Origin of the sequence: Mucilaginibacter sp. OK268 (assembly GCF_900103125.1) — a bacterium.
Classification (GTDB): domain Bacteria; phylum Bacteroidota; class Bacteroidia; order Sphingobacteriales; family Sphingobacteriaceae; genus Mucilaginibacter.
The window spans coordinates 1,124,823-1,144,441 of record NZ_FNJV01000002.1 but is presented as its reverse complement, the minus strand read 5'-3'; the positions used below and the strand labels follow the sequence as shown (position 1 = coordinate 1,144,441).

Here is a 19,619-nt window from a genome sequence, read left to right as displayed (position 1 = left end):
AGTTTAGTGGTCGATAAAGATACCTTAGTGCTATATGCAAATGGCCAAATCTATCTTTACTATTTTCATAACATTCACCGCCATTGCCGCCTATGCTCAAAAGAAGGCTACCATTAACGGAACTGTTAAGGATGCTGCTACAGGTGAAACCTTAATAGGTGCCTCCGTTACCCTTCAGGAACTTTCGGCGGTTGGAACGGCTACTAACAATTATGGTTTTTACTCACTGGCCGTTACCGAAGGGGAATACACTTTATTATTTACCTGTGTTGGGTATAACACCATTGCTCAAAAAGTATCTCTTCATAAAAACCAGGTTATTAATATATCACTATCTCCCAAAAATGGTTTGCAAGAAGTTGTTGTGAGGGCCAAGCGGCTGAGTAATGACAATGTTGTATTGCCCCAGATGGGTGTGGAGAAATTGAATATGACACAAATTAACCAGGTGCCTGTGCTGTTAGGCGAAAGGGACATCCTGAAAACGATAACGCTGTTGCCAGGTATTAAGTCGGCTGGTGAAGGTAATACCGGTTTTTATGTGCGTGGCGGAGCATCAGACCAAAATCTGATCTTGCTGGACGAAGCCCCGATATATAACGCGTCGCACTTATTAGGCTTCTTTTCAACATTTAATTCTGATGCTATTAAAGATGTGAGTATCTATAAAGGCGGGATGCCGGCTGAATATGGTGGCCGCTTATCTTCGGTTTTGGATATTAAGATGAATGATGGCAATGATAAAGATTTTGCTGTACAGGGTGGCATCGGTCTTATTTCTTCGAGAATCAAAGTTGAGGGGCCGCTTGTAAAAGATAAAGGATCATTCATGGTAAGTGCCCGCAGAACATACGTTGACCTGTTTTTAAAACTCACAACAGATACCAGTATAAGAGGGAACTCGCTCTACTTTTATGATGTTAATGCAAAAGCCAATTATCATTTTAATGATAAGAACGCCATTTATATTTCGGGTTACCTCGGTAGAGATGTTTTGGCTTTAAAAGATGTTTTAGGAACCAATTGGGGAAATAAAACCGGCACTCTCAGGTTTACCCATTTATTTAGCACCAGGTTGTTTTCCAATACCTCTGTTATTTACAGCAGTTACAACTTTGTTGTGCAGGGCCTTCAGAATACACGGTCGTTTAAAGCGACGTCTGAAATTAATGATATTAATTTAAAGGAGGATTTACAGTATTCCATCGGTTATCAGCATACGCTGAAATTTGGATTCAATATCCTGCTCCATGATATCACACCGGGAGATATAACATCTCCAAAAAACTCAAGTTATAACGAAAGACATGTAGAAAAAAGGCACGGTTTTGAAAATGCCCTGTATGCCAGTGATGAATGGAAAGTTAACAAGCACTTGACCTTTCTGTATGGTTTAAGATTAGGGGGATTATTTTTATTGGGCCCGGGAACATTTAAAACTTATGATGACGCAGGCAATGTTATAAGCTCAAAAATATATTACTCCAAAACCGACCTCGTAAAAAAATATTTAAATCTGGAACCGCGCTTTACAGCAAATTATGTAATAGACGATCAAAATTCAATAAAGGCCTCTTATAACCGCAATACTCAAAACATTCATTTGCTTAGTAATTCATCTAGCAACACGCCTACCTATTTGTATGTGATGAGCAGTAATAATATAAAGCCCGAAATAGCAGATCAGGTATCAACCGGATACTTTAAGAATTTCAGCGATAATGCCTTTGAGTTTTCAACCGAAGTATATTATAAATGGATGCAGAACCAGATTGATTATAAAGATGGTTCCCAGCTTTTAGTTAATCAGGATGTAGAGTCGCTCCTCACTTACGGTAGCGGCAGGGCCTATGGTGTGGAAGTGTTCTTGAAGAAAAAGTATGGCCGTTTTAATGGATGGATAGGTTATACCTTATCGCGCACTGAACGGAAGTTTGATGACATTAATAACGGGCATTATTATCCTGCAAGGCAGGACCGTACACATGATGTTTCTGTTGTTGGTATTTATCAGCTCAATAAACGGTGGACTTTCTCGAGCACGTTTATTTATGGTACCGGGAACGCTGTTACCTATCCTACCGGGAAATATAGTTCGGGAGGGCTCACTACCTTTTCTTATTCCGAACGAAACGGGCGCCGCATGCCTTCATCAAACAGGTTAGATATTGGTGCCACACTCGATGGGAAAGAACATAAAAAGTACCATTCCAGCTGGACATTCAGTGTTTACAACGTTTACGCGCACAGAGATCCTTATAGCATAACATTCAGAGATAGTAAAACCGTCCCTAATACTACCGAGGCGGTTGAGACAAGCATTTTTGCAACCCTTATACCATCAGTTACCTGGAATTTTAATTTTTAAACTAAAACATGATCCTATGAAAACTCCCCTTATTTATTTCATGTTATTTTCCTTTATCCTGGTTATTACTTCCTGCGATAAGGTGATCGATATCAGGCTGGATAATGAAACAGACAGACTGGTTATTGAAGGGAACATTACCGATGTACTGGGTCCCCAAGTTATAAAGCTTAATACTAATGTGGCTGTTTCAAATACCAACACCTATCCTCCGGTAACAGGCGCAACGGTTACCGTAAGTGACCAGGCTGGTAACGTTTATAAATTTACTGAAGCACCTGCCGGTACGTACACAACCCCAAAAATGATTGGAGTTGCAGGAAACACGTATACCGTGAATATAGTTACCAATGGAAAAACCTACAAGGCCAGTTCGGTAATGCCTAAGCTGGTTGCCTTAAGGTCTGTAAGCTCATCAAACAGCAGTTATAACAGTAGCGATGGTACACGGAAAATAACGGTTCATTACCTGGATTCGAAAGGGGTAGCAAACCAGTATAATTTTCTGATGTGGGTAAACGATGTGCGGGTGAAGCGCGTGTTGGTTAATAATGACGATTTTACGGATGGAAATAGTGTAAGTTTTGATTTAATGGAAAACGATATTGGTATAAATCCAGGCGATAAAGTGACTGTCGAGATGCAGTGTGTTGATAAAGAAATATATACGTATTGGTTTACTTTGATGCAGCAGAACTATACTGGTCCGGGCGGAGGCGTTACTCCCTCTGATCCTCCCAATAATATTAGCCCATCAGCATTGGGTTATTTTAGCGCGCACACTACTCAAACTAAAACCATTACGGTGAAGTAATAATAAGAAAATCTTTACGAGGATAATCCCGTATACTTTTACTTTTCGTGCATGAAAGTAAAAGTATACGGGATTACTTATTAATTAGGCTACCGGCTTCTCTTTATATTCGTCGCTGATGTTTACCCGCAGGCGTTTCATAGGGGCCAGCTCAGATTCGTAAACCTTCTTCTGCCCATCGCCCAGGGCGGTTTCCACATCGCGTATATCGCGAACCAGGCGTTGCAGGCCTTGTGGCTCAACAGACGCGGCGTGGTCAGATCCCCACATGGCGCGGTCAAGTGTAAAGTGGCGCTCTACAAAAGTGGCGCCCAGGGTAACCGCTGCTACGGTAGTGGCCAAGCCGGTTTCGTGACCGGAATAACCAACCGGGATTCCCGGATATTTGGCTTCCAGGGTTTGTATCATTTTCAGGTTCAGCTCCTGTAGCGGGCATGGATAAGCCGAGGTAGAATGCGCGATGAATAGCGGATAATTTTCATCAAACGCCATCACATAATTCATGGTAGCCTCGATCTCTTTGATGGTTGACATACCGGTTGACAGCATCAGTGGTTTGCCGGTTTCCAGGATGCGCTGTATCAGTGCGAAATCAGTTAATGATGCCGAGGCAAGCTTGTACATAACGGTATCAAACTGCTCCATAAAATCAACCGATGGCACATCCCAGGCCGATACAAACCAGTCGATACCCAGCTTTTTACAATACTGATCGATGGTAGCGTATTCGGCGATACCAAACTCGGTTTTGCGTTTGTAATCAATATAGGTTATACGGCCCCATGGGGTATCGCGCATAATTTCCCACTGATCCTTAGGTACACAGATCTCCGGGGTACGTTTCTGAAATTTAACCGCGTCGGCTTTAGCGGCAACCGCTTCGTCGATCAGTTTTTTGGCTGTTTCCAACGAGCCGTTGTGGTTAATACCAATTTCGGCAATGATATAGCTTGGCTGGCCTTTACCAATTATGCGGCCATTATTTAAGGTAATAGTACCGTTAAGGCTACTGGCCGAAAAAGCATTGCTTTTAGCATCGATGATCAATTCGGCAAATTCGCGAAAGCAACCTTCACCGCCGTTTAGTGTACTGATGATATCCACCTCGTTTTTGATACGGGGCAGGGCATCTGCAGGGCATGCGGTTAAGCCGGCCAGTCTTATTACTTCCAGGTCGTTATGGTCGTCGCCTATATAGGCTATTTCTTCGGGCTTTAGGTTCATGCGGTCGCATATTTCTTTAAAAACAGCCACCTTGTCTTTTATGCCTAAATGCAACTCTGTTATTTGTAATTTTTCGGCTCTTTTGGCTATGGATGGTGATAGTTCGCCGGTAATAATACTGGTTTGTACACCTGCATATTTACGTAATCGTTCAACGCCCATGCCATCGCGCATGTTAAATTTTTTCAGGTCCTCACCATTGCTGCCATAATAAACTCCGGCATCAGTTAATACGCCATCACAATCGGTTATCAGTAATTTGATACCTGCCGCTTTTTGTTTTAAGATCTCATTCATAGGGTCTGTGAATTAAATTGCTAATCGGCACGTGCCGTGCGCAAAATCCATTTTTAGGTTGTGACCTTCAGTGGTCTTTTTATTTTATATAACTAATATTTTCTTTTACAAACCGGGCAAACCGGATTTATTGTAATTGATTAAATGTAAGGCGGCAGCTTTTACATAATGCGAAGTTTAGATTATGAAATTATTAAGTAATGGCCTGTAAATTAACTCTGTATTTACAGTGTTGGTTTTGGAGCAAGGATATAGGGAACAAGGAGCAAGGACATAAGGAATAAGGCTTTTTCTTTACTTCCTCAGTCCTTGTTCTTTGCTCCTTATGTCTTTACTCCAAATAATTAACTGGGATTTCTTAAATTTGAAGTTCGACTTTTACCCATGCCCGAAAAAGAAAAACTGAGGATAGATAAATACCTGTGGGCCATCAGGCTTTTTAAAACACGTACCCTGGCATCCGATGCCTGCAAGGCGGGGCGTGTAAAACTGGATGGTAAAAATATCAAGCCATCATACGAAGTGAAAATTGGTGATACTTACCAGGTAGCTAAAGGAATTGAACGTAAAGTGGTGCGTGTAACCGGTTTACTCGAAAATCGCGTGGATGCTAAAACCTCGGTGAATTTTTATGACGATATAACTCCTGTGGAACAAACCCAGGCTTTCAAATCCATGTTTCACGCGCCTATATTAAAACGCGACCGGGGTACAGGGCGCCCAACTAAGCGCGACCGCCGCGAAATTGACGATCTGAAAGACGATTATTTTGACAAGAAGGAAGAGGAGAGTGAATAGGGAGATATATTCTAAAGGATAAAAACAGGATGTCATGGTGAGCCCGTCGAACCATGGTGGGCGGGCCTCTGCGCGCGAGTCTTCGACGGAGCTCAGACTGACAGGCCTTTTTAGGTAACTTCTACAACATTGTCATCCTAAGTGCTTAATAGATCCTTCGCTGCGCTCAGGATGACAAGTCTGTTAGTTTTTAATAATCCGTTTTATTTTCTGTTGTTTCCCAAAGCTTAAAAGCCTTTATGGCCTCGTCGCGAAGCAATTGTACAAAAGGTAATTTACGTTCGGCCATCGGGCTTTCCAGTTCGTTATAAATAAAATGATCATCAAAGCCAATAGCGGCGGCATCGGCCTTGGTATTGGCATAATAAACTTTTTCAATGCGCGCCCAGTAAATAGCGCCCAGGCACATAGGGCAGGGTTCGCAACTGGTATATATTTCACAGCCCGACAGGTCATAAGTCCCCAATTCCTGGCAGGCCAGGCGTATCACCGAAACTTCGGCATGAGCGGTAGGGTCATTGGTAGGTACCACACGGTTGGCACTACGGGCCACAATCATTCCATCCTTTACTATAACGGCGCCAAAAGGACCGCCGGTGCCCTGTTTTACATTATATTCTGATAGTTCAATAGCTATCTGCATAAACTTTTCGTGAACCGTATTTTGCATATACTTCTAAATTAAAAAAACCTCAGCCGAAGTTGAGGTTTTTAAAGTTAATATTTTATGATTTTTTTTGAAGCCTGATCTCATGTGCATATTTGCACATCTGAAATCTGCACATTCTAAAACCTTACTTTTTGTCTTTAGCGTAAGCTTCGTTCAGGCGTTTTACCACATCGGCAGTAACGTCTAACGACGGATCGCCATATAATACTGTAGGGTTGGCTTTTGAATAAGTTAATACCAGTTTGTATCCTTTTTCTTTAGCATAACCTTTTGTAAAATCGGCTATCTTATCATATAGTTTAGCATTTTCAGTTGCCTGCGCGTTCTGAAATTCTGCATTGGCATTTTGCTGGTAGCCTTGTAATTCCTGTTGTTTACGTGCTAAACGCTGCTCGGTAGACTGGCGCTGATCGGCAGGAAGTGTCGCCGCATTTTTTTGATACTCCGCAACCTCACGCTGAAAAGCCTGGCCTTTAGCCTGCAGATCGCCCTGTGAAGACTTACCTTTATCTTCCAGGCGTTTTGACATATCTTTAAAATAGTCGTATTTGTTCAGTAAGCTATCTGAATTTACATATACGATAGCCTCTTTAACCTCGGTTGGTGCAGTTGTAGCAGCAGGTTTGTCGGCAGTTTTATTTTGATTGCAGGCGGCTATGCTTCCGGCAATTAATATCCCTAATGTGAACTTTGTTAATGTTGAAGCCGTAGTTTTCATCTAATTAATTGATTTTTTCGTGTTTTATTTTAGCTGGCGATCGTGAAAAATTGCGCCTTTATTTTATTCTTATCAAACTCCTTTGTGCAATTATAACGTTTTGTGCAGCTGCACACGAAGGTTTATCTTTTTTAAGTAAAAATTTTGACAAAGATAATCTTTCATCACAAGTATCCTAATCCCATACATAGTCTTTAGACATAAGAGCTAAATATTCCTGTAGGTCATGCGTTTATAAAATTATTTTTTTGAGATAAGCCCAAAACAAATGGTAACTTTAAATGTAAAACTATGACAATGAAAAAAATTTCTACTTGTTTATTTTTATTAAGCATGTGTCTTGTTGCATGTAAAAAAGATAAATCTCCGGATAAGGGAGGCGACTCTGGTGTATTGCACCAGATTAGTTTCAATGTAAGCGGGTTTACCCAAACCTCAGGGCCGGTTACCAATGGTGTAACTGTAAATAGCACCAAAGCGGTAGCGGCCGCTCCTATAACCAGCCTTATTACCCAGATACGATACCTGGTATACAAGTCTGATGGTACCTTACTTCATCAGGTTACCCAAAAATCAAATGATCCGAGTTTTGGAGTACTTGGGGATAAACTGGGAGATGGTACTTATACCATAATTGTTGCCGGCGGCCAAGACCAGATGGATATTTATAATCCTGCGACATTTGCAAACAGCCAGTTAACCTATAACCCTCAACTGGCCAGTTTTACCAGCCAGGGTTTTTATACTATACCTGCAAATCTTTTCGGCGCTCATTATAACGGTATGAAAAGTTGGGGCGATACTTTTTATAAACAGTTTAGTCTTACCGTGGCCGGGACTGATATAAATCAAAACGTTGTATTAGATCGTGTAGTTTCAAAGCTGACGTTAAAAATAACCGACGTTTTACCGCCATCTGGCACTTTCGTACAAATTACAGTGTTTCAACCATTAGCTATTGGTTTTGCAAAACCAATTACAAACACTTTTAGCGTTGATTATAATGCCCACATGGATGTTAATACTTATACCAATTTTGTGGCCAGTACCTATTGTATTTCGTTAAATACCCCGGTTACGGTTGATATTACGTATTACGGTCAAAATCCTGCACAAGGAGGTACTGGTACTGTATTATTAGCGGAAAAGGTGGTGACTAATGTGGTATTACAGGCAAATCATGAAACTACATTAACGGGAAGTATTTTCGGAAGCTCCGGAACGGCTCCTGGCGGGAATAGTTTCGGCGTGTCTACCACCAACTGGAATCCAAATATTAATCAGCCATTTTAAAAATACGCTTTTTAATTAAGCTTAATTATTTAACACTTAAATCCGAATCAATGAAAGCGTTAATTTTATTTTCATCAATAGCTTGCCTGTTTCTTTTTTCATGTAAAAAAGATCATCAAAATAATACTACCAAACCCCAAATGTATCAATTGAGTTATAGCGTAACCTCATTTTCACAACAAGTAGGGCCTATCAATGCTACGGGGCAAAAAACCAATAGCCTGGCTGTAAATGCTTCTTTAAAAGATTCGATAGACCGGTTGTACTTTTGCGTGTATAATACCAGTAACAATAAGTCTGATTTTATAACCCAGAGCTCAAGCGATCCAAATTTTGGAACTTTCAGGGATAGTGTACCGGCCGGTGCTTATATCGTTGCTTTTGTAGGTGTAAAAGGCCCAAATGATTATGGTTACCTCAATCCAACGGCACGTAATCCTTCAGATGCTACCTGGTCACCACTTACCTTTTCCTTTAGTCCCCCGGAAGAAATATTCAAGAAAACATTCGCCCTAAATGTTTCCGCATCTGCTACTACTCAGCATGTGATTCTGGACCGGATTGTAGGTCAGCTGCAAATAAATATAACAGACGCGCTACCCTTTAATGCAGCCTTGGTAAAAGTGCAGTTTCCGGATGGAGCGGGTGGGAATTATACTCCGTACCAAAAAACAATTACCGCGGCCGACAGGGCTACCACACCTTATCAGTTAACTTTTTTCAATCTAAAGTCTGGGGCTCCATTTACGGTAACCCTAAACTTTTATGATGCGCAGAACGTACTCGTGCTAACAAAGGCAATACCCAATGTTACTTGCAGCCCCAATACCAAAACCATATTAACCGGAAAGATTGCTCCTGTTACCAATAGTCAGTTTCAAATAACACTTAGTTCAGATTGGGGGACCCCTATTGGTAAACCTTTCTGATCATTTGAATTGGAGTTAAGTAATGAAGCCTTGCGATATGCGGAGGGTAGTATTTTGTGCGCTTTTTTATCAACAACTAATCGTTAATCTCGTGTTAATTTCGTACTTTTGAAGGTTGTTGTACTAAATAAATATGAGCGAAGAAAATCAGGACAAATCCAATTATTCAGCAGATAATATACAGGTATTAGAAGGTTTAGAGGCGGTTCGTAAGCGTCCGTCCATGTACATTGGTGATACAGGCGTTAAAGGTTTGCACCATTTAGTATATGAGGTAGTTGATAACTCTATTGACGAAGCCCTGGCCGGTCACTGCGACACCATAAAGGTTTTTATATTAAAAAATAACGGTATAAGGGTTGAAGATAATGGCCGTGGTATCCCAACCGGGATAACTACCAAAGAAAAGCGGTCGGCATTGGAAATCGTAATGACGGTATTACACGCCGGCGGTAAATTTGATAAGGATACTTACAAGGTATCTGGCGGTTTACACGGTGTGGGTGTAAGTTGCGTTAACGCGCTTTCAACTCACCTGCAGGCTTTGGTTTACCGGGAAGATAAAATATGGACACAGGAGTACGAAAAAGGTAAGCCTCAATATGATGTTAAAACCATTGGCGATACCGAAAAACGAGGTACTACCATTATTTTTCAGCCCGATCCGGAAATATTTACACTTACTACCGAGTATAAGTATGATACACTTGCCGGTCGTTTACGCGAACTGGCATTTTTAAATAAAGGTATCCGCCTTACTTTAACCGATGAGCGTATCCCCAACGAAGACGGAACTTTCCCAGGTGAAGAGTTTTATTCTGAAGGTGGCTTACGCGAGTTTGTTAAGTTTTTGGATGGCACCCGTACATCTATCATCCCCGATCCTATTTACCTGGATGGTATAAAAAACGGTATCCCGGTTGAACTGGCCTTTCAGTATAATGATACTTACTCCGAGAATGTATTCTCCTACGTAAATAACATTAACACTATTGAAGGCGGTACACACGTGGCCGGTTTCCGCAGGGGATTAACCCGTACGCTGAAAGCTTATGCCGATAAATCGGGCTTGTTGAAAAACATGAAGATCGAGATCACCGGTGATGACTTCCGCGAGGGTTTAACCGCTGTAGTTTCGGTAAAAGTTCAGGAGCCGCAGTTTGAGGGGCAAACCAAAACCAAGTTGGGTAACAACGAGGTAATGGGTGCCGTGGATATGGCTGTGGGCGAAATTTTGGGTAACTTCCTGGAAGAAAACCCCAAAGAAGCCAGGCTGATCGTTAATAAAGTGATACTGGCAGCTACTGCCCGTGCCGCTGCCCGCAAGGCCCGCGAACTGGTACAGCGCAAGAGCGTAATGACCGGATCTGGTTTGCCGGGTAAACTATCTGATTGTGCTAATAACGACCCTTCGCTTTGCGAAATATACCTGGTGGAAGGTGACTCGGCGGGTGGTACCGCCAAACAGGGCCGCGACCGCGAATACCAGGCTATTTTACCATTACGTGGTAAGATACTGAACGTGGAAAAAGCCATGGAGCACAAGATATATGAGAACGAGGAGATCAAGAACATGTTTACCGGCCTGGGCGTAAGCCGCGGTACACCTGACGATGATAAGGCTTTAAATATAACCAAGCTGCGTTACCACAAGATCATTATCATGACGGATGCCGACGTGGATGGTTCGCACATTACTACGCTGATCCTTACTTTCTTCTTCCGTTATATGAAGGAGCTGGTTGAGGCCGGTTATGTATACATCGCCTCGCCGCCATTATACCAGGTTAAAAAAGGCAAGGAATCTGAATATTGCTGGAATGATGTGCAGCGCGATGCCGCTATACAACGCCTTAAAGGCGGAGGTAAAGAGGATAGCGTACACGTACAGCGTTATAAAGGTTTGGGTGAGATGAATGATATCCAACTTTGGGATACCACCATGAACCCGGCCACCCGTACACTGAAACGCGCCACCATTGAAAACGCCGCCGAGTGCGATCATACCTTCAGCATGCTGATGGGTGATGAAGTAGCGCCACGCCGCGAATTTATTGAGCGCAATGCCAAATACGCAAAGATAGATACATAGGCTATTTCGGATTTCGAATATTCGATTTCGGATTTAGAATCTTATAAAATATCAGCAGGCCTGTACCGAAAAGTATGGGGCTGCTGGCGTTTTAAAGAGGATTTAAAAGGGTGTAAAATGGAGTTTATTTTGATTAATATATTGTAAATCAATATATTATTACTTTTTAAAGTTTCAAAAACTGCTCAAATCTGTGTTGAAATTTGTTAAAAAGTGTTAAAATGAGGGTTTTTAGAGCAATTTTCGACCGATTCTCACCCAATTTTGGTCCGAAAAGTGTTAAAATTTAAGGTTTAAAAAGTTTTTTCCCGATTGCAAACTCAGATTGATGTTAACGTTTTTTGAGTTTCAGTACCTGCTTGCCATAATCAATCATTGCTTTATATTTCATCAATATATCGCCGCCCAAAACACCTAATACCTGCGGGTGCCCCATCTGACTGTAAGCTATGTTGATGGTAGAAAGATCCAGCACTGCCACCTCAAAATCAGCGATCTTCATATCGCCTATCAACATCCCACTGATGACTGCTGTGAAAGATTCCATAGTATTGGTACCCAATCCGGTAGAGAGCCTATCGCTGGCTAATACCGCCATGGTTTCATTGGCCTCGAAAAGCGCGGTGCGGTCAAATGCAGTTTTAGAAGCCCCGGTATCCAGCACTACTGTAAAAGCTTTTCCAAACAGGGTAACTTCAAGTAAGGGGTGAAAACCGTCGTCATGCAGATCAATGATCTGTAGGGGGATAGATGTCATTTTTTAATTTTGAGTTAGTGATTCTAAAGCTCAACTGTAGAACGAACAAAAATCAACATTTCATTCAATAATTCACTAACTCAATAATTAAATTAAAAAGGGTACCCGATGGCCAGGTTAAATACGGCATATCGCGAATTAAAGCCCCAGCGTTGTCCCTCTGGTAAGTATGGCGTACGGAGCGGGTAGCCCATATCGGTACGAAGCACCAATACGGATAAGTCAAAGCGCAAACCAAAACCGGCATCAACAGCCATGTTATTCACAAAGTTTTTACCAAAAGCAGCCCCGGGTCTGCCACCGGTATGCAACAGCCAGATATTACCTGCGTCAACAAACAATGCACCGCGCACTATACTGAACAATTTTGGACGATACTCCACATTCGCTTCAATTTTTATATCGCCCGATTCATCAGCAAGGAAGCCATTTGTACCCCCTTCAATCCTTGGGTCATATGATCCCGGACCTAATGAACGGGCCTGGAAACCACGTAAACTATTTGGTCCGCCTATAAAAAACTGCTGGCTATAGGGTAGTTGGGTGGAGTTGCCGTAAGGTAAACCAACACCTACAATTAAGCGGCTGGCAAAAGTGCTGTTAGGGCCGGTTTTATGGAAATACCTGATCTCGTTTTCCAGCTTCACAAACTGGTTAAATACGGCTCCGAAAATTTGCTTTACTTTACCGTTCAAGGTATCAGCCCCGGCAATAATGCCATATAAATTGTTCGACAGGCTTATTTTACCGTTGTAATAGAAAGTGTTGGTCCGGTAATCTTCGGTGGTATTGGTAAAGGTGTAGCTATAGCTTGGGCCAAAAATAAACTGCTTATCAATAACGTGTTTTAGAGCCGGATTTGTGTTTTTCGGGTTATTAATGCTGTCCAGATACAATTTGGATATATTCTGTGGATTAACAAAGTTAAAATTGAAAATGTTTAACTCGTGCGAACGATGAACCGACTCTTTCCATTGATATCCAAAAGAGGCATTAAAAGAGTTAAGCCTGTATAGTTTCTGGCGATCAACCAGCGTGTACCCCAGGGTAAAATTAGTATGAGGGATATAGGCGTTATCGGCTTTTGGATATATCGGACTAATAAAACGTGGCCATGATAGGGTTGTTTGTATACCGGCCTGATACACGTTAAAGCCGCTGTTGTCGCCGCCAAGCTGCACATCGGTGCTACCAAAGAGGGTTACTTTTAAAGCTTCGCCACCTTTGAAGGCATTCCGGTTAAGCCAGTTGATGTTTATCTGCGTACCGGTATAGTTGGCTGAGGTGGTGCGGCCGAGTAGTTCCAACTGTAGGGATTTCTTTTTGTAAGGGGTTAAAAAGTAGTACACATCCAATTTGGATGAATCTGTTACATCTTCAAACCTGTTTTTTACAAACTTATATGGCCCCAGGTTTACAAAACGGTTTAGGGAATTATTATGATCGGTACGGTTATACACCTCGCCGGGGTGCAGTAAAACAGTATTTGCAAAAATATAGCTGTTCACTGTTTTTCTTTTTTCAACAATATTGTACCAGCGGTATTTTTGTGCTTTATCCAAATTAAGGGAAGTATCGCGCAGGGAGTAGCTTGGATATACGTAAATATTATTGATGGTATAAATTTCTTGCGCCCTCTCTGAAATATCGCGTTTAATTGCCACAAAGATATCAACCTGATGACCTGCTATCGTGCTGTCAACCCGCATGATCAGGTTTTCGGGGGCGAAGTAATAAAAACCTTCTTCCTTTAGTTTGGCATCAATGCGGATGCGCTCGTTTTTAATAATATCCAGATTATAGTTATTTCCAGGTTTTAAAAGCGTTTGTGCGGCGGTTCCCGTTACGGCTGTATCAATACTTTCCGTACCATGCGGGAAGATCACTTTTCGTATTTTGTAGGCAGGTCCTGGTTTGGCGTTATATACTGCTTTAGCTGTTTTTTTCTTACCAATGGTATCGCCAATAACCTGGGCTTGAAAATAACCCTCATTCTGTAACCTGTTTTGTAATATGTTGCTATTATTTTCCAGGTTAACCGAACTTGCTAAAACAGGTGGCTCGCCAAATTTGGTATTGAGCCAGTGAGCCAGGCCCTTTGTTTTTTTTGTGCGGGTTTTGTTATATATCCATAATTTAACCCTTAAACCCAGTATAGCGCCATTGGGTTTAGGGCGTAGCAGGGGTTGCAGCTCCTCACTTAGCGCTTTGGCATCACTTTTTTTGATATCCTTATCCTGAATTTTTACTTCACCGCCGGTATACAGTTTCTGGCCGGAAGCCAGGTACTTGGTATTGCTACAGGCATTCAGCAAAACAGTTAGTATGAGTATATATCTAAAGTGTTTGATCATAAGCTTAATTTGAGGTGGGGGTTTGTTGTTTCTTTTCCTGCTCTTTTTGTTCCTCAGCTTTTGCCGCGTCATTGGCTTTATTAGTAGCGTCGTCCTGCGTTTTTTTCTTGTCTTTTTCCTGTTGCAGGTATTTGCGGCGCATTTCGCGTTCCTGTTGCGTACGCTTGCGGAATATCTCTTTAAAGCGATTATAATCAACCGTAAGTGTGAACCCTAAACCGGTTTCAATGATCTGGCCCTGGAATACAATAAACTCATCGCGACGGTAAGCACGCAGCGTATAGCGCCCATCCTTACTCAGCTTGTAATTCGCGGATACGTCGCCCGCTATATTGGCTGCCTTTTGGCCTTGCTGATTTCCTTCCAGGTTAAAGTTATTACCCACGGTTACCGTAAGCCTGTCGTTCAGGAAACGCTTGGACAAGCCCACATTCAAATCCGTTCGGTTGGTGGCCGTTCCTGTGGAATAATCTTCGCCTGAAGTTAAACCGAAGTTCAGATCAACCCCTTCAATGAGGTTGCCTGCCAGTTTGTTTAGCTGATCGCTGAGTAGGCCACTTACACTGTTACGTACTAAACCCTCGGCAGAAAAGCCTGCTCCCTGGCTTTGCAGTGGGTTGTCCCCTATAAAATGCCCCAGTACCAATACACCCAGTACCTGTTTGTTCATTTCATTAGGATCCTGCCGTACCTGGGCCAAACGCGTATTGACGTTAGTAATTACATCGTTTGATACATTATAGGAGCTATCAGGCAGTACAATATCAAAGCTAATATCAGGAGTAAGTAGTTGGTTTTTAAGGCTCAGATTTACGTTGAAGGGTAGTTTTTGCTTGTATAGACCAGAGTTGCTATCAGTATTTTGATTTTCAACCAGATCAATAGGGGGCACATTGGCCACATAAATAGCTGTCAGGTTGATATTAGCGCTGGTGGGATCACCGGTCCAAACAATGGTACTGCCTTTTTTAAAGTTAAACTTACGTTTTACAGTAGCGTATGATAGCTCATAGGATCCTGAATTTACCTCGTAAGTTCCGGTAAGGTTGATCTTGCCGCTTGGATCGATGGCTGCATTTAAGCTTGCCTCGCCTTTGAGGTGAACAACATCACCATTACTTTCATCTATTACTACGGTAAAGGCAGCATTTTTATTTACATTGATAGTTGCTGATACATCCAAACCTTTCAAGTTTGATTTTTTTAGCGAATCAAGCTGTTTGGCCAGTAGGATGGAATCTAATTTAGGGGCATTCTGATCAATAAATTCTACCACACCTTTCCGATCCTCCACGCTTGGATCGGTAGTGGGCAGCACTATTGTCATATCTGTTTTTTCATTTACTGTCAGGTTGGCATCTACAATGGGTTTGTCCATATTTCCCCTTATTTTAACACGCGTGTCCAGGAACAATTTGCCATAATACAATTTGCTATCAGCCTGGGTAGAGTTCATGGCCCTGAAGTTTCGGGCATTGATATCCAGGCCAAAGGCAAAATCGGTATACGTTTTGGTGAAAATGCTGCCGCTGATAACGGCTTTATTATCGGTAGAATCGACTAAGGTAAAATCATTAAAACGAATGCCCTCATCGTTAAAGGTGATGCTTTCCTGTGGCATGCGGAAGTACGAATTGAGCATGGCCACATTAAAGCCAACCTTATTGAAATTGATATCACCCCGTACGGCTGGTGCGCTGGTGGTACCGGTTATTTTGAGCTGGCCGGTGATGTTGCCCGAGGCATTACGCAAGCTCCCAAAGCTAAAACCCTCTATGCTTTTCATGCTGAGGTTTACAATATTCAGGTTCATATCAAACTTGCTTTCGGGGCTGGTATAGTAACTGCCGTTCAGATCAACCTGGTTACCTTTGCCGGTAATGCTCATGCTGGCAGCATAGGCGTTTTCGGTTTGGTTATTTACTTTAACAGCTATATTGCCAACCGTATCGCCCTTGAAATTAAAATCCTTAACATCAATGGCTGCTGTAAATATGGGCGATTTCTGAAAATTACTGATCTCGGCGTTGCCATCAATTACGCCGCCAACCAGCAAGGAATCCTGTTTGGCTATTTTAGTAAGGGCCTCGATCCGGAAATTGTTGAAATTAACGGTAATAGGAGCGTTGAACTCCTGCGGATTGCTGTTTACACTAAGTATCTGGTTGGTATTGGAAATGGTAAAGTTATGCGCCAGTATTCCTTTAGGGCCATATTGCAGGTAATTGTCGGGACTAACGGCCCAGGGCAAATAGTCGAGCAGCAGGCCATCCTGTGCAAAACTGAACTGATATTGGTTTGGTAAAACGCTAAATATCCCGGCAAGGCGGTATCTGTCTTTTTTGGCCGCGTCGCGTACTTCCAAACTTACGTTAAGCTTATTATCCTGCGCTTTGCCCGATATACTGGTATATAACAGGTCTAAGGATGATCCTACTTTTATCTCATCAGCAGCCAAATTGTAGTTTAACGCGTTGTTGTTGGTATTAATGTCAAGCTTGACATTATTAACGGTATTGGTGCCGTAAATCACTTTAGGGATGGAACCTTTAACCATCAATTCGCCCGACTCACTGTTAAAACTGCCATTCAGCACTACAGGGTCGAGCTGTTTCAGATCGGGCGCAAATTGGGTAAGCAGTGGCGTTTTAACCAGGCGAGCGTCAAACACAAACTGTTGGGGAGAATAGTGAGGAGTGAGTGGTGAGCGGTGAGTAGTAAGTTCAGTTTTTTGACTTTTAACTTTTAACTTTTGACTTTTTTCAGCTACCTGCTGCCCACCGGCTATAGCGGTATTGAAGTATTTATTGATCACATCCTGCAGGGCATCGGCTATTTGGGTAAGCTTGTATTTGCCGGCCATATGCGCTGTCATAATTGGGGTTTTTAAACGCAGGGTACTGCTATCGGCATTGGCTGTCGATTTAAGGCTTACCGTATCCAATTGTATACGCTGCCCTTTATTTACTACCAACAGATCAGTCGCCAATATATCGGCGTTCAGGTAATCAGGATCGGCGGTAGGTACGTTGGCTACCATTTTGCCATGAAAACGCATATCGTCCTTTACAAAATTCAACTTTTGCAGGTTGATGCTATCAACCAGTAAAGTTCCGTTAACTGATGGATACTTGCGGTTTAAATAAGCTTTGGCATCCAGGCTAAAATTAATATTAGGATCCTTCATGCGGGCAACGGCGGTATAATTACCATTTTCAGAGCTGCCTTTCAGCACAAGGTTTTGATAGGTATAACCCTTTACATAAGCTTTTACCAGGTTGCCATTAAACTGTATGCTGGCTTTTTTAGGATCGAGACTTACACCTTTTAGGTTAGCGTCCATCGTTATTTTGCCAACCATTTGTGGTTGTTTGGTTAAAGCGCCAACATTCAGATCATTGGCTTTGATATGAGCTGTATAAATTTCCTTGCCTTTATGCTCACCATTTTTCATGGCCGCAACCAGGTCAACCGCGCCATAGCTGGAGCGCAGGGCTATTTTAGTATCAAAGTTGGTCATGCCGCCTTTAAATGTACCCTTCAGGTTCATTTTTTCGGGAATGCTTACGTTAGGAGGGATGCTGCCCGCTGGGGCTAATTTGGCAATATCCGTGCTGCTGGTGGTAAAATCGACTATGTTAACATCAAAATAAGCCTTATTCACATCGGGCAGGCCTTTCATTTTGGCCGAGGCTTTAATATGGGTAATGCCTAATCCGCTTACCTCCAGGCTGGGGATATCCAGATTATTCACCTGACCTTTAACTTTACCATTTATTTTGAAAACCGTTCCCGGTGAACTTTTGAATGGCTCCATAGTAGCCATAGTAGGCATCAGCAGTAACACATCTTTTAAACCTAAACGGCTTCCGTCTAAATTAGCGTTGATGCCCAGCGCACCGATGTTTTTGGTGATGGCGTCAATGGATGGATAACGCACCTGAACCGATTTTTGAAGAACGGTTTGCGGCGTTTCCAACAAAAGGTCATTCATATAGGCGTTGGTTGGTCCGTAAAAGAATGCGGTATGAAACTTATTGATCTTTAGTCCGCTTTTTTCACTAAAAGAAAATGAATTGATCTTGCCTGAGATGGTATCAGGGTTGTAAGAAATATTTTCGGCCCCGGCATTGAGGTTTCGGATATCCATGTGCCCAAAATCAAGCCCTTTAGGGATAGCCTTCTGTGCTTCGTTATCAAACTTGATATTATCATTGCTGAAATTTACTTTACCCAAAGTAACCGCCCATTTTGATGTTTGTGGCGATGATACCAGGGTGTCCAGTTTTTTAATTGCTTTTACAATAGCTTTTTGTACGGTTTTGGGTTTAGCCAGGCTTAAGGCTGCTTTAGTATCATTCAGGTCAATGCTTTTAATGCCCACCTTTTGCTTTTTAAGGTCGATCTTATCCATATCAACCAAAAGTTTGTTCAGATCTACATTCGCAGTCATTTCGCTGCTTTGGTAGTCTACTTTTATCTTCGATACGTCAATAACACCCAAATTCAGATCCATATTCAGCGGTGTGGTGGCGGTATCAACCGGAGGAGGGCCGGTTGGTGTTTGGATGATACGCGCGTTAACACCTGATAGCGTGATCTTAGGTATGGTAAATTTCATTTTATCCATATCAAAGTCTTTTATCCGGGTATCAAAATGCCCGAGCAGGAATTTAACATCGTTACCCGTGATCTTATCTTTGTACTTGATATTGATGCGGTCAAGAATGATCTTATCCAACGAGAACTTCATGGTCGAGGTGGTGTCTTCGGGTTTTACCTCCTTTTTTTGCTCGCCTACAAAAGCCTTGATAATATAATCGAAATTGAAAACACTATCGGCCCCACGGCTTACATTGGTTGTGATGCCTTGCAGATTGATCTCGTTGATCTCCACCTTATTATCAAGTAATTTAAACAGACTGATATCGACCTTTAATTTTTCGCCGGCAATCAGGGTGTCTTTTTTCTGGTCTTCAAAATAAACATGCTCTAATACCAGTAATTTAGGCAGGCCCAGGCTGATGTGACCTATTTGTACTTTAGTATGGATCTTTCCCTGTATAAAATTCACCGCTTTATCCTTGGCGAAATTCTGCACGGCAGGAACCTGAATCAGAACAACTACAAGCAGCACCAGGAAAAGGATACTTGCAATTATCCAGAGTATGGTTTTTAGGGCTATTCGTCCAATTTTTTTCAACTGTATAAATTTTTCAAGGGCGATGATCCTTCGGTATAAAAATAATCAAATAGTACGCTAAAAATAATTATTCTGTTTAGCCAGTTTAAAAGCCCAAGCCCC

Annotated in this window: 12 protein-coding genes; 6 read left to right on the top strand and 6 right to left on the bottom strand. The window is 42.1% G+C overall.

What is annotated here, in order from left to right; genetic code table 11:
* The first annotated feature begins 40 nt into the window (after positions 1 to 40).
* Together BLR84_RS10495 and BLR84_RS10490 are read left to right on the top strand one after the other, a co-directional pair.
* Entirely contained in the window at positions 41 to 2,368 is a 2,328-nt protein-coding gene (locus BLR84_RS10495; RefSeq protein ID WP_090467744.1) for a TonB-dependent receptor, read from the top strand.
* 16 nt (positions 2,369 to 2,384) lie between these two features.
* Positions 2,385 to 3,182, top strand: a complete 798-nt coding sequence (locus tag BLR84_RS10490; protein WP_090467561.1) for a DUF4249 family protein — start codon at positions 2,385 to 2,387, stop codon at positions 3,180 to 3,182.
* Positions 3,183 to 3,266: 84 nt separating this feature from the next.
* Here the strand turns inward: BLR84_RS10490 and BLR84_RS10485 are convergent, their stop codons facing one another.
* Positions 3,267 to 4,703: an N-acetylneuraminate synthase family protein gene (locus tag BLR84_RS10485; protein ID WP_090467559.1), complete on the bottom strand. Its 1,437-nt coding sequence runs from the start codon at positions 4,701 to 4,703 to the stop codon at positions 3,267 to 3,269.
* Between the two features lie 384 nt (positions 4,704 to 5,087).
* Here BLR84_RS10485 and BLR84_RS10480 point away from each other — a divergent pair, with 384 nt between their 5' ends.
* Positions 5,088 to 5,501, top strand: coding sequence for an RNA-binding S4 domain-containing protein (locus BLR84_RS10480; RefSeq protein WP_090467558.1), 414 nt, complete (start codon positions 5,088 to 5,090; stop codon positions 5,499 to 5,501).
* Between the two features lie 190 nt (positions 5,502 to 5,691).
* Here the strand turns inward: BLR84_RS10480 and BLR84_RS10475 are convergent, their stop codons facing one another.
* Both BLR84_RS10475 and BLR84_RS10470 read right to left on the bottom strand, forming a co-directional pair.
* Positions 5,692 to 6,171, bottom strand: a complete 480-nt coding sequence (locus BLR84_RS10475) for a nucleoside deaminase (RefSeq protein ID WP_090467556.1) — start codon at positions 6,169 to 6,171, stop codon at positions 5,692 to 5,694.
* Positions 6,172 to 6,295: 124 nt separating this feature from the next.
* Complete coding sequence (locus BLR84_RS10470; RefSeq protein ID WP_090467555.1) at positions 6,296 to 6,889, bottom strand: OmpH/Skp family outer membrane protein; 594 nt, start codon at positions 6,887 to 6,889, stop codon at positions 6,296 to 6,298.
* Between the two features lie 297 nt (positions 6,890 to 7,186).
* Here BLR84_RS10470 and BLR84_RS10465 point away from each other — a divergent pair, with 297 nt between their 5' ends.
* From BLR84_RS10465 to gyrB, 3 genes are all read left to right on the top strand, one after another.
* Positions 7,187 to 8,182, top strand: coding sequence for a hypothetical protein (locus tag BLR84_RS10465; protein WP_143013881.1), 996 nt, complete (start codon positions 7,187 to 7,189; stop codon positions 8,180 to 8,182).
* Positions 8,183 to 8,232: 50 nt separating this feature from the next.
* Positions 8,233 to 9,111: a hypothetical protein gene (locus BLR84_RS10460; protein WP_090467552.1), complete on the top strand. Its 879-nt coding sequence runs from the start codon at positions 8,233 to 8,235 to the stop codon at positions 9,109 to 9,111.
* Between the two features lie 133 nt (positions 9,112 to 9,244).
* Positions 9,245 to 11,203 carry a DNA topoisomerase (ATP-hydrolyzing) subunit B gene (gyrB, locus tag BLR84_RS10455; RefSeq protein WP_090467551.1) on the top strand — a complete coding sequence of 653 codons (1,959 nt, stop codon included), beginning with the start codon at positions 9,245 to 9,247 and terminating at the stop codon, positions 11,201 to 11,203.
* Positions 11,204 to 11,534: 331 nt separating this feature from the next.
* Here gyrB and BLR84_RS10450 read toward each other — a convergent pair whose 3' ends face one another.
* From BLR84_RS10450 to BLR84_RS10440, 3 genes are all read right to left on the bottom strand, one after another.
* Positions 11,535 to 11,960, bottom strand: coding sequence for an aspartyl protease family protein (locus BLR84_RS10450; protein ID WP_090467549.1), 426 nt, complete (start codon positions 11,958 to 11,960; stop codon positions 11,535 to 11,537).
* A gap of 92 nt (positions 11,961 to 12,052) precedes the next feature.
* Positions 12,053 to 14,314, bottom strand: a complete 2,262-nt coding sequence (locus BLR84_RS10445; protein WP_176852020.1) for a translocation and assembly module lipoprotein TamL — start codon at positions 14,312 to 14,314, stop codon at positions 12,053 to 12,055.
* Between the two features lie 4 nt (positions 14,315 to 14,318).
* Positions 14,319 to 19,517, bottom strand: a complete 5,199-nt coding sequence (locus tag BLR84_RS10440) for a translocation/assembly module TamB domain-containing protein (RefSeq protein ID WP_090467545.1) — start codon at positions 19,515 to 19,517, stop codon at positions 14,319 to 14,321.
* Positions 19,518 to 19,619: the final 102 nt, after the last annotated feature.

Coding starts and splice junctions, on each gene's coding strand:
- BLR84_RS10495 (WP_090467744.1), top strand. CDS start 41: ATGGCCAAATCTATCTTTACTATTTTCATAACATTCACCGCCATTGCC.
- BLR84_RS10490 (WP_090467561.1), top strand. CDS start 2,385: ATGAAAACTCCCCTTATTTATTTCATGTTATTTTCCTTTATCCTGGTT.
- BLR84_RS10485 (WP_090467559.1), bottom strand. CDS start 4,703: ATGAATGAGATCTTAAAACAAAAAGCGGCAGGTATCAAATTACTGATA.
- BLR84_RS10480 (WP_090467558.1), top strand. CDS start 5,088: ATGCCCGAAAAAGAAAAACTGAGGATAGATAAATACCTGTGGGCCATC.
- BLR84_RS10475 (WP_090467556.1), bottom strand. CDS start 6,171: ATGCAAAATACGGTTCACGAAAAGTTTATGCAGATAGCTATTGAACTA.
- BLR84_RS10470 (WP_090467555.1), bottom strand. CDS start 6,889: ATGAAAACTACGGCTTCAACATTAACAAAGTTCACATTAGGGATATTA.
- BLR84_RS10465 (WP_143013881.1), top strand. CDS start 7,187: ATGAAAAAAATTTCTACTTGTTTATTTTTATTAAGCATGTGTCTTGTT.
- BLR84_RS10460 (WP_090467552.1), top strand. CDS start 8,233: ATGAAAGCGTTAATTTTATTTTCATCAATAGCTTGCCTGTTTCTTTTT.
- gyrB (WP_090467551.1), top strand. CDS start 9,245: ATGAGCGAAGAAAATCAGGACAAATCCAATTATTCAGCAGATAATATA.
- BLR84_RS10450 (WP_090467549.1), bottom strand. CDS start 11,960: ATGACATCTATCCCCCTACAGATCATTGATCTGCATGACGACGGTTTT.
- BLR84_RS10445 (WP_176852020.1), bottom strand. CDS start 14,314: ATGATCAAACACTTTAGATATATACTCATACTAACTGTTTTGCTGAAT.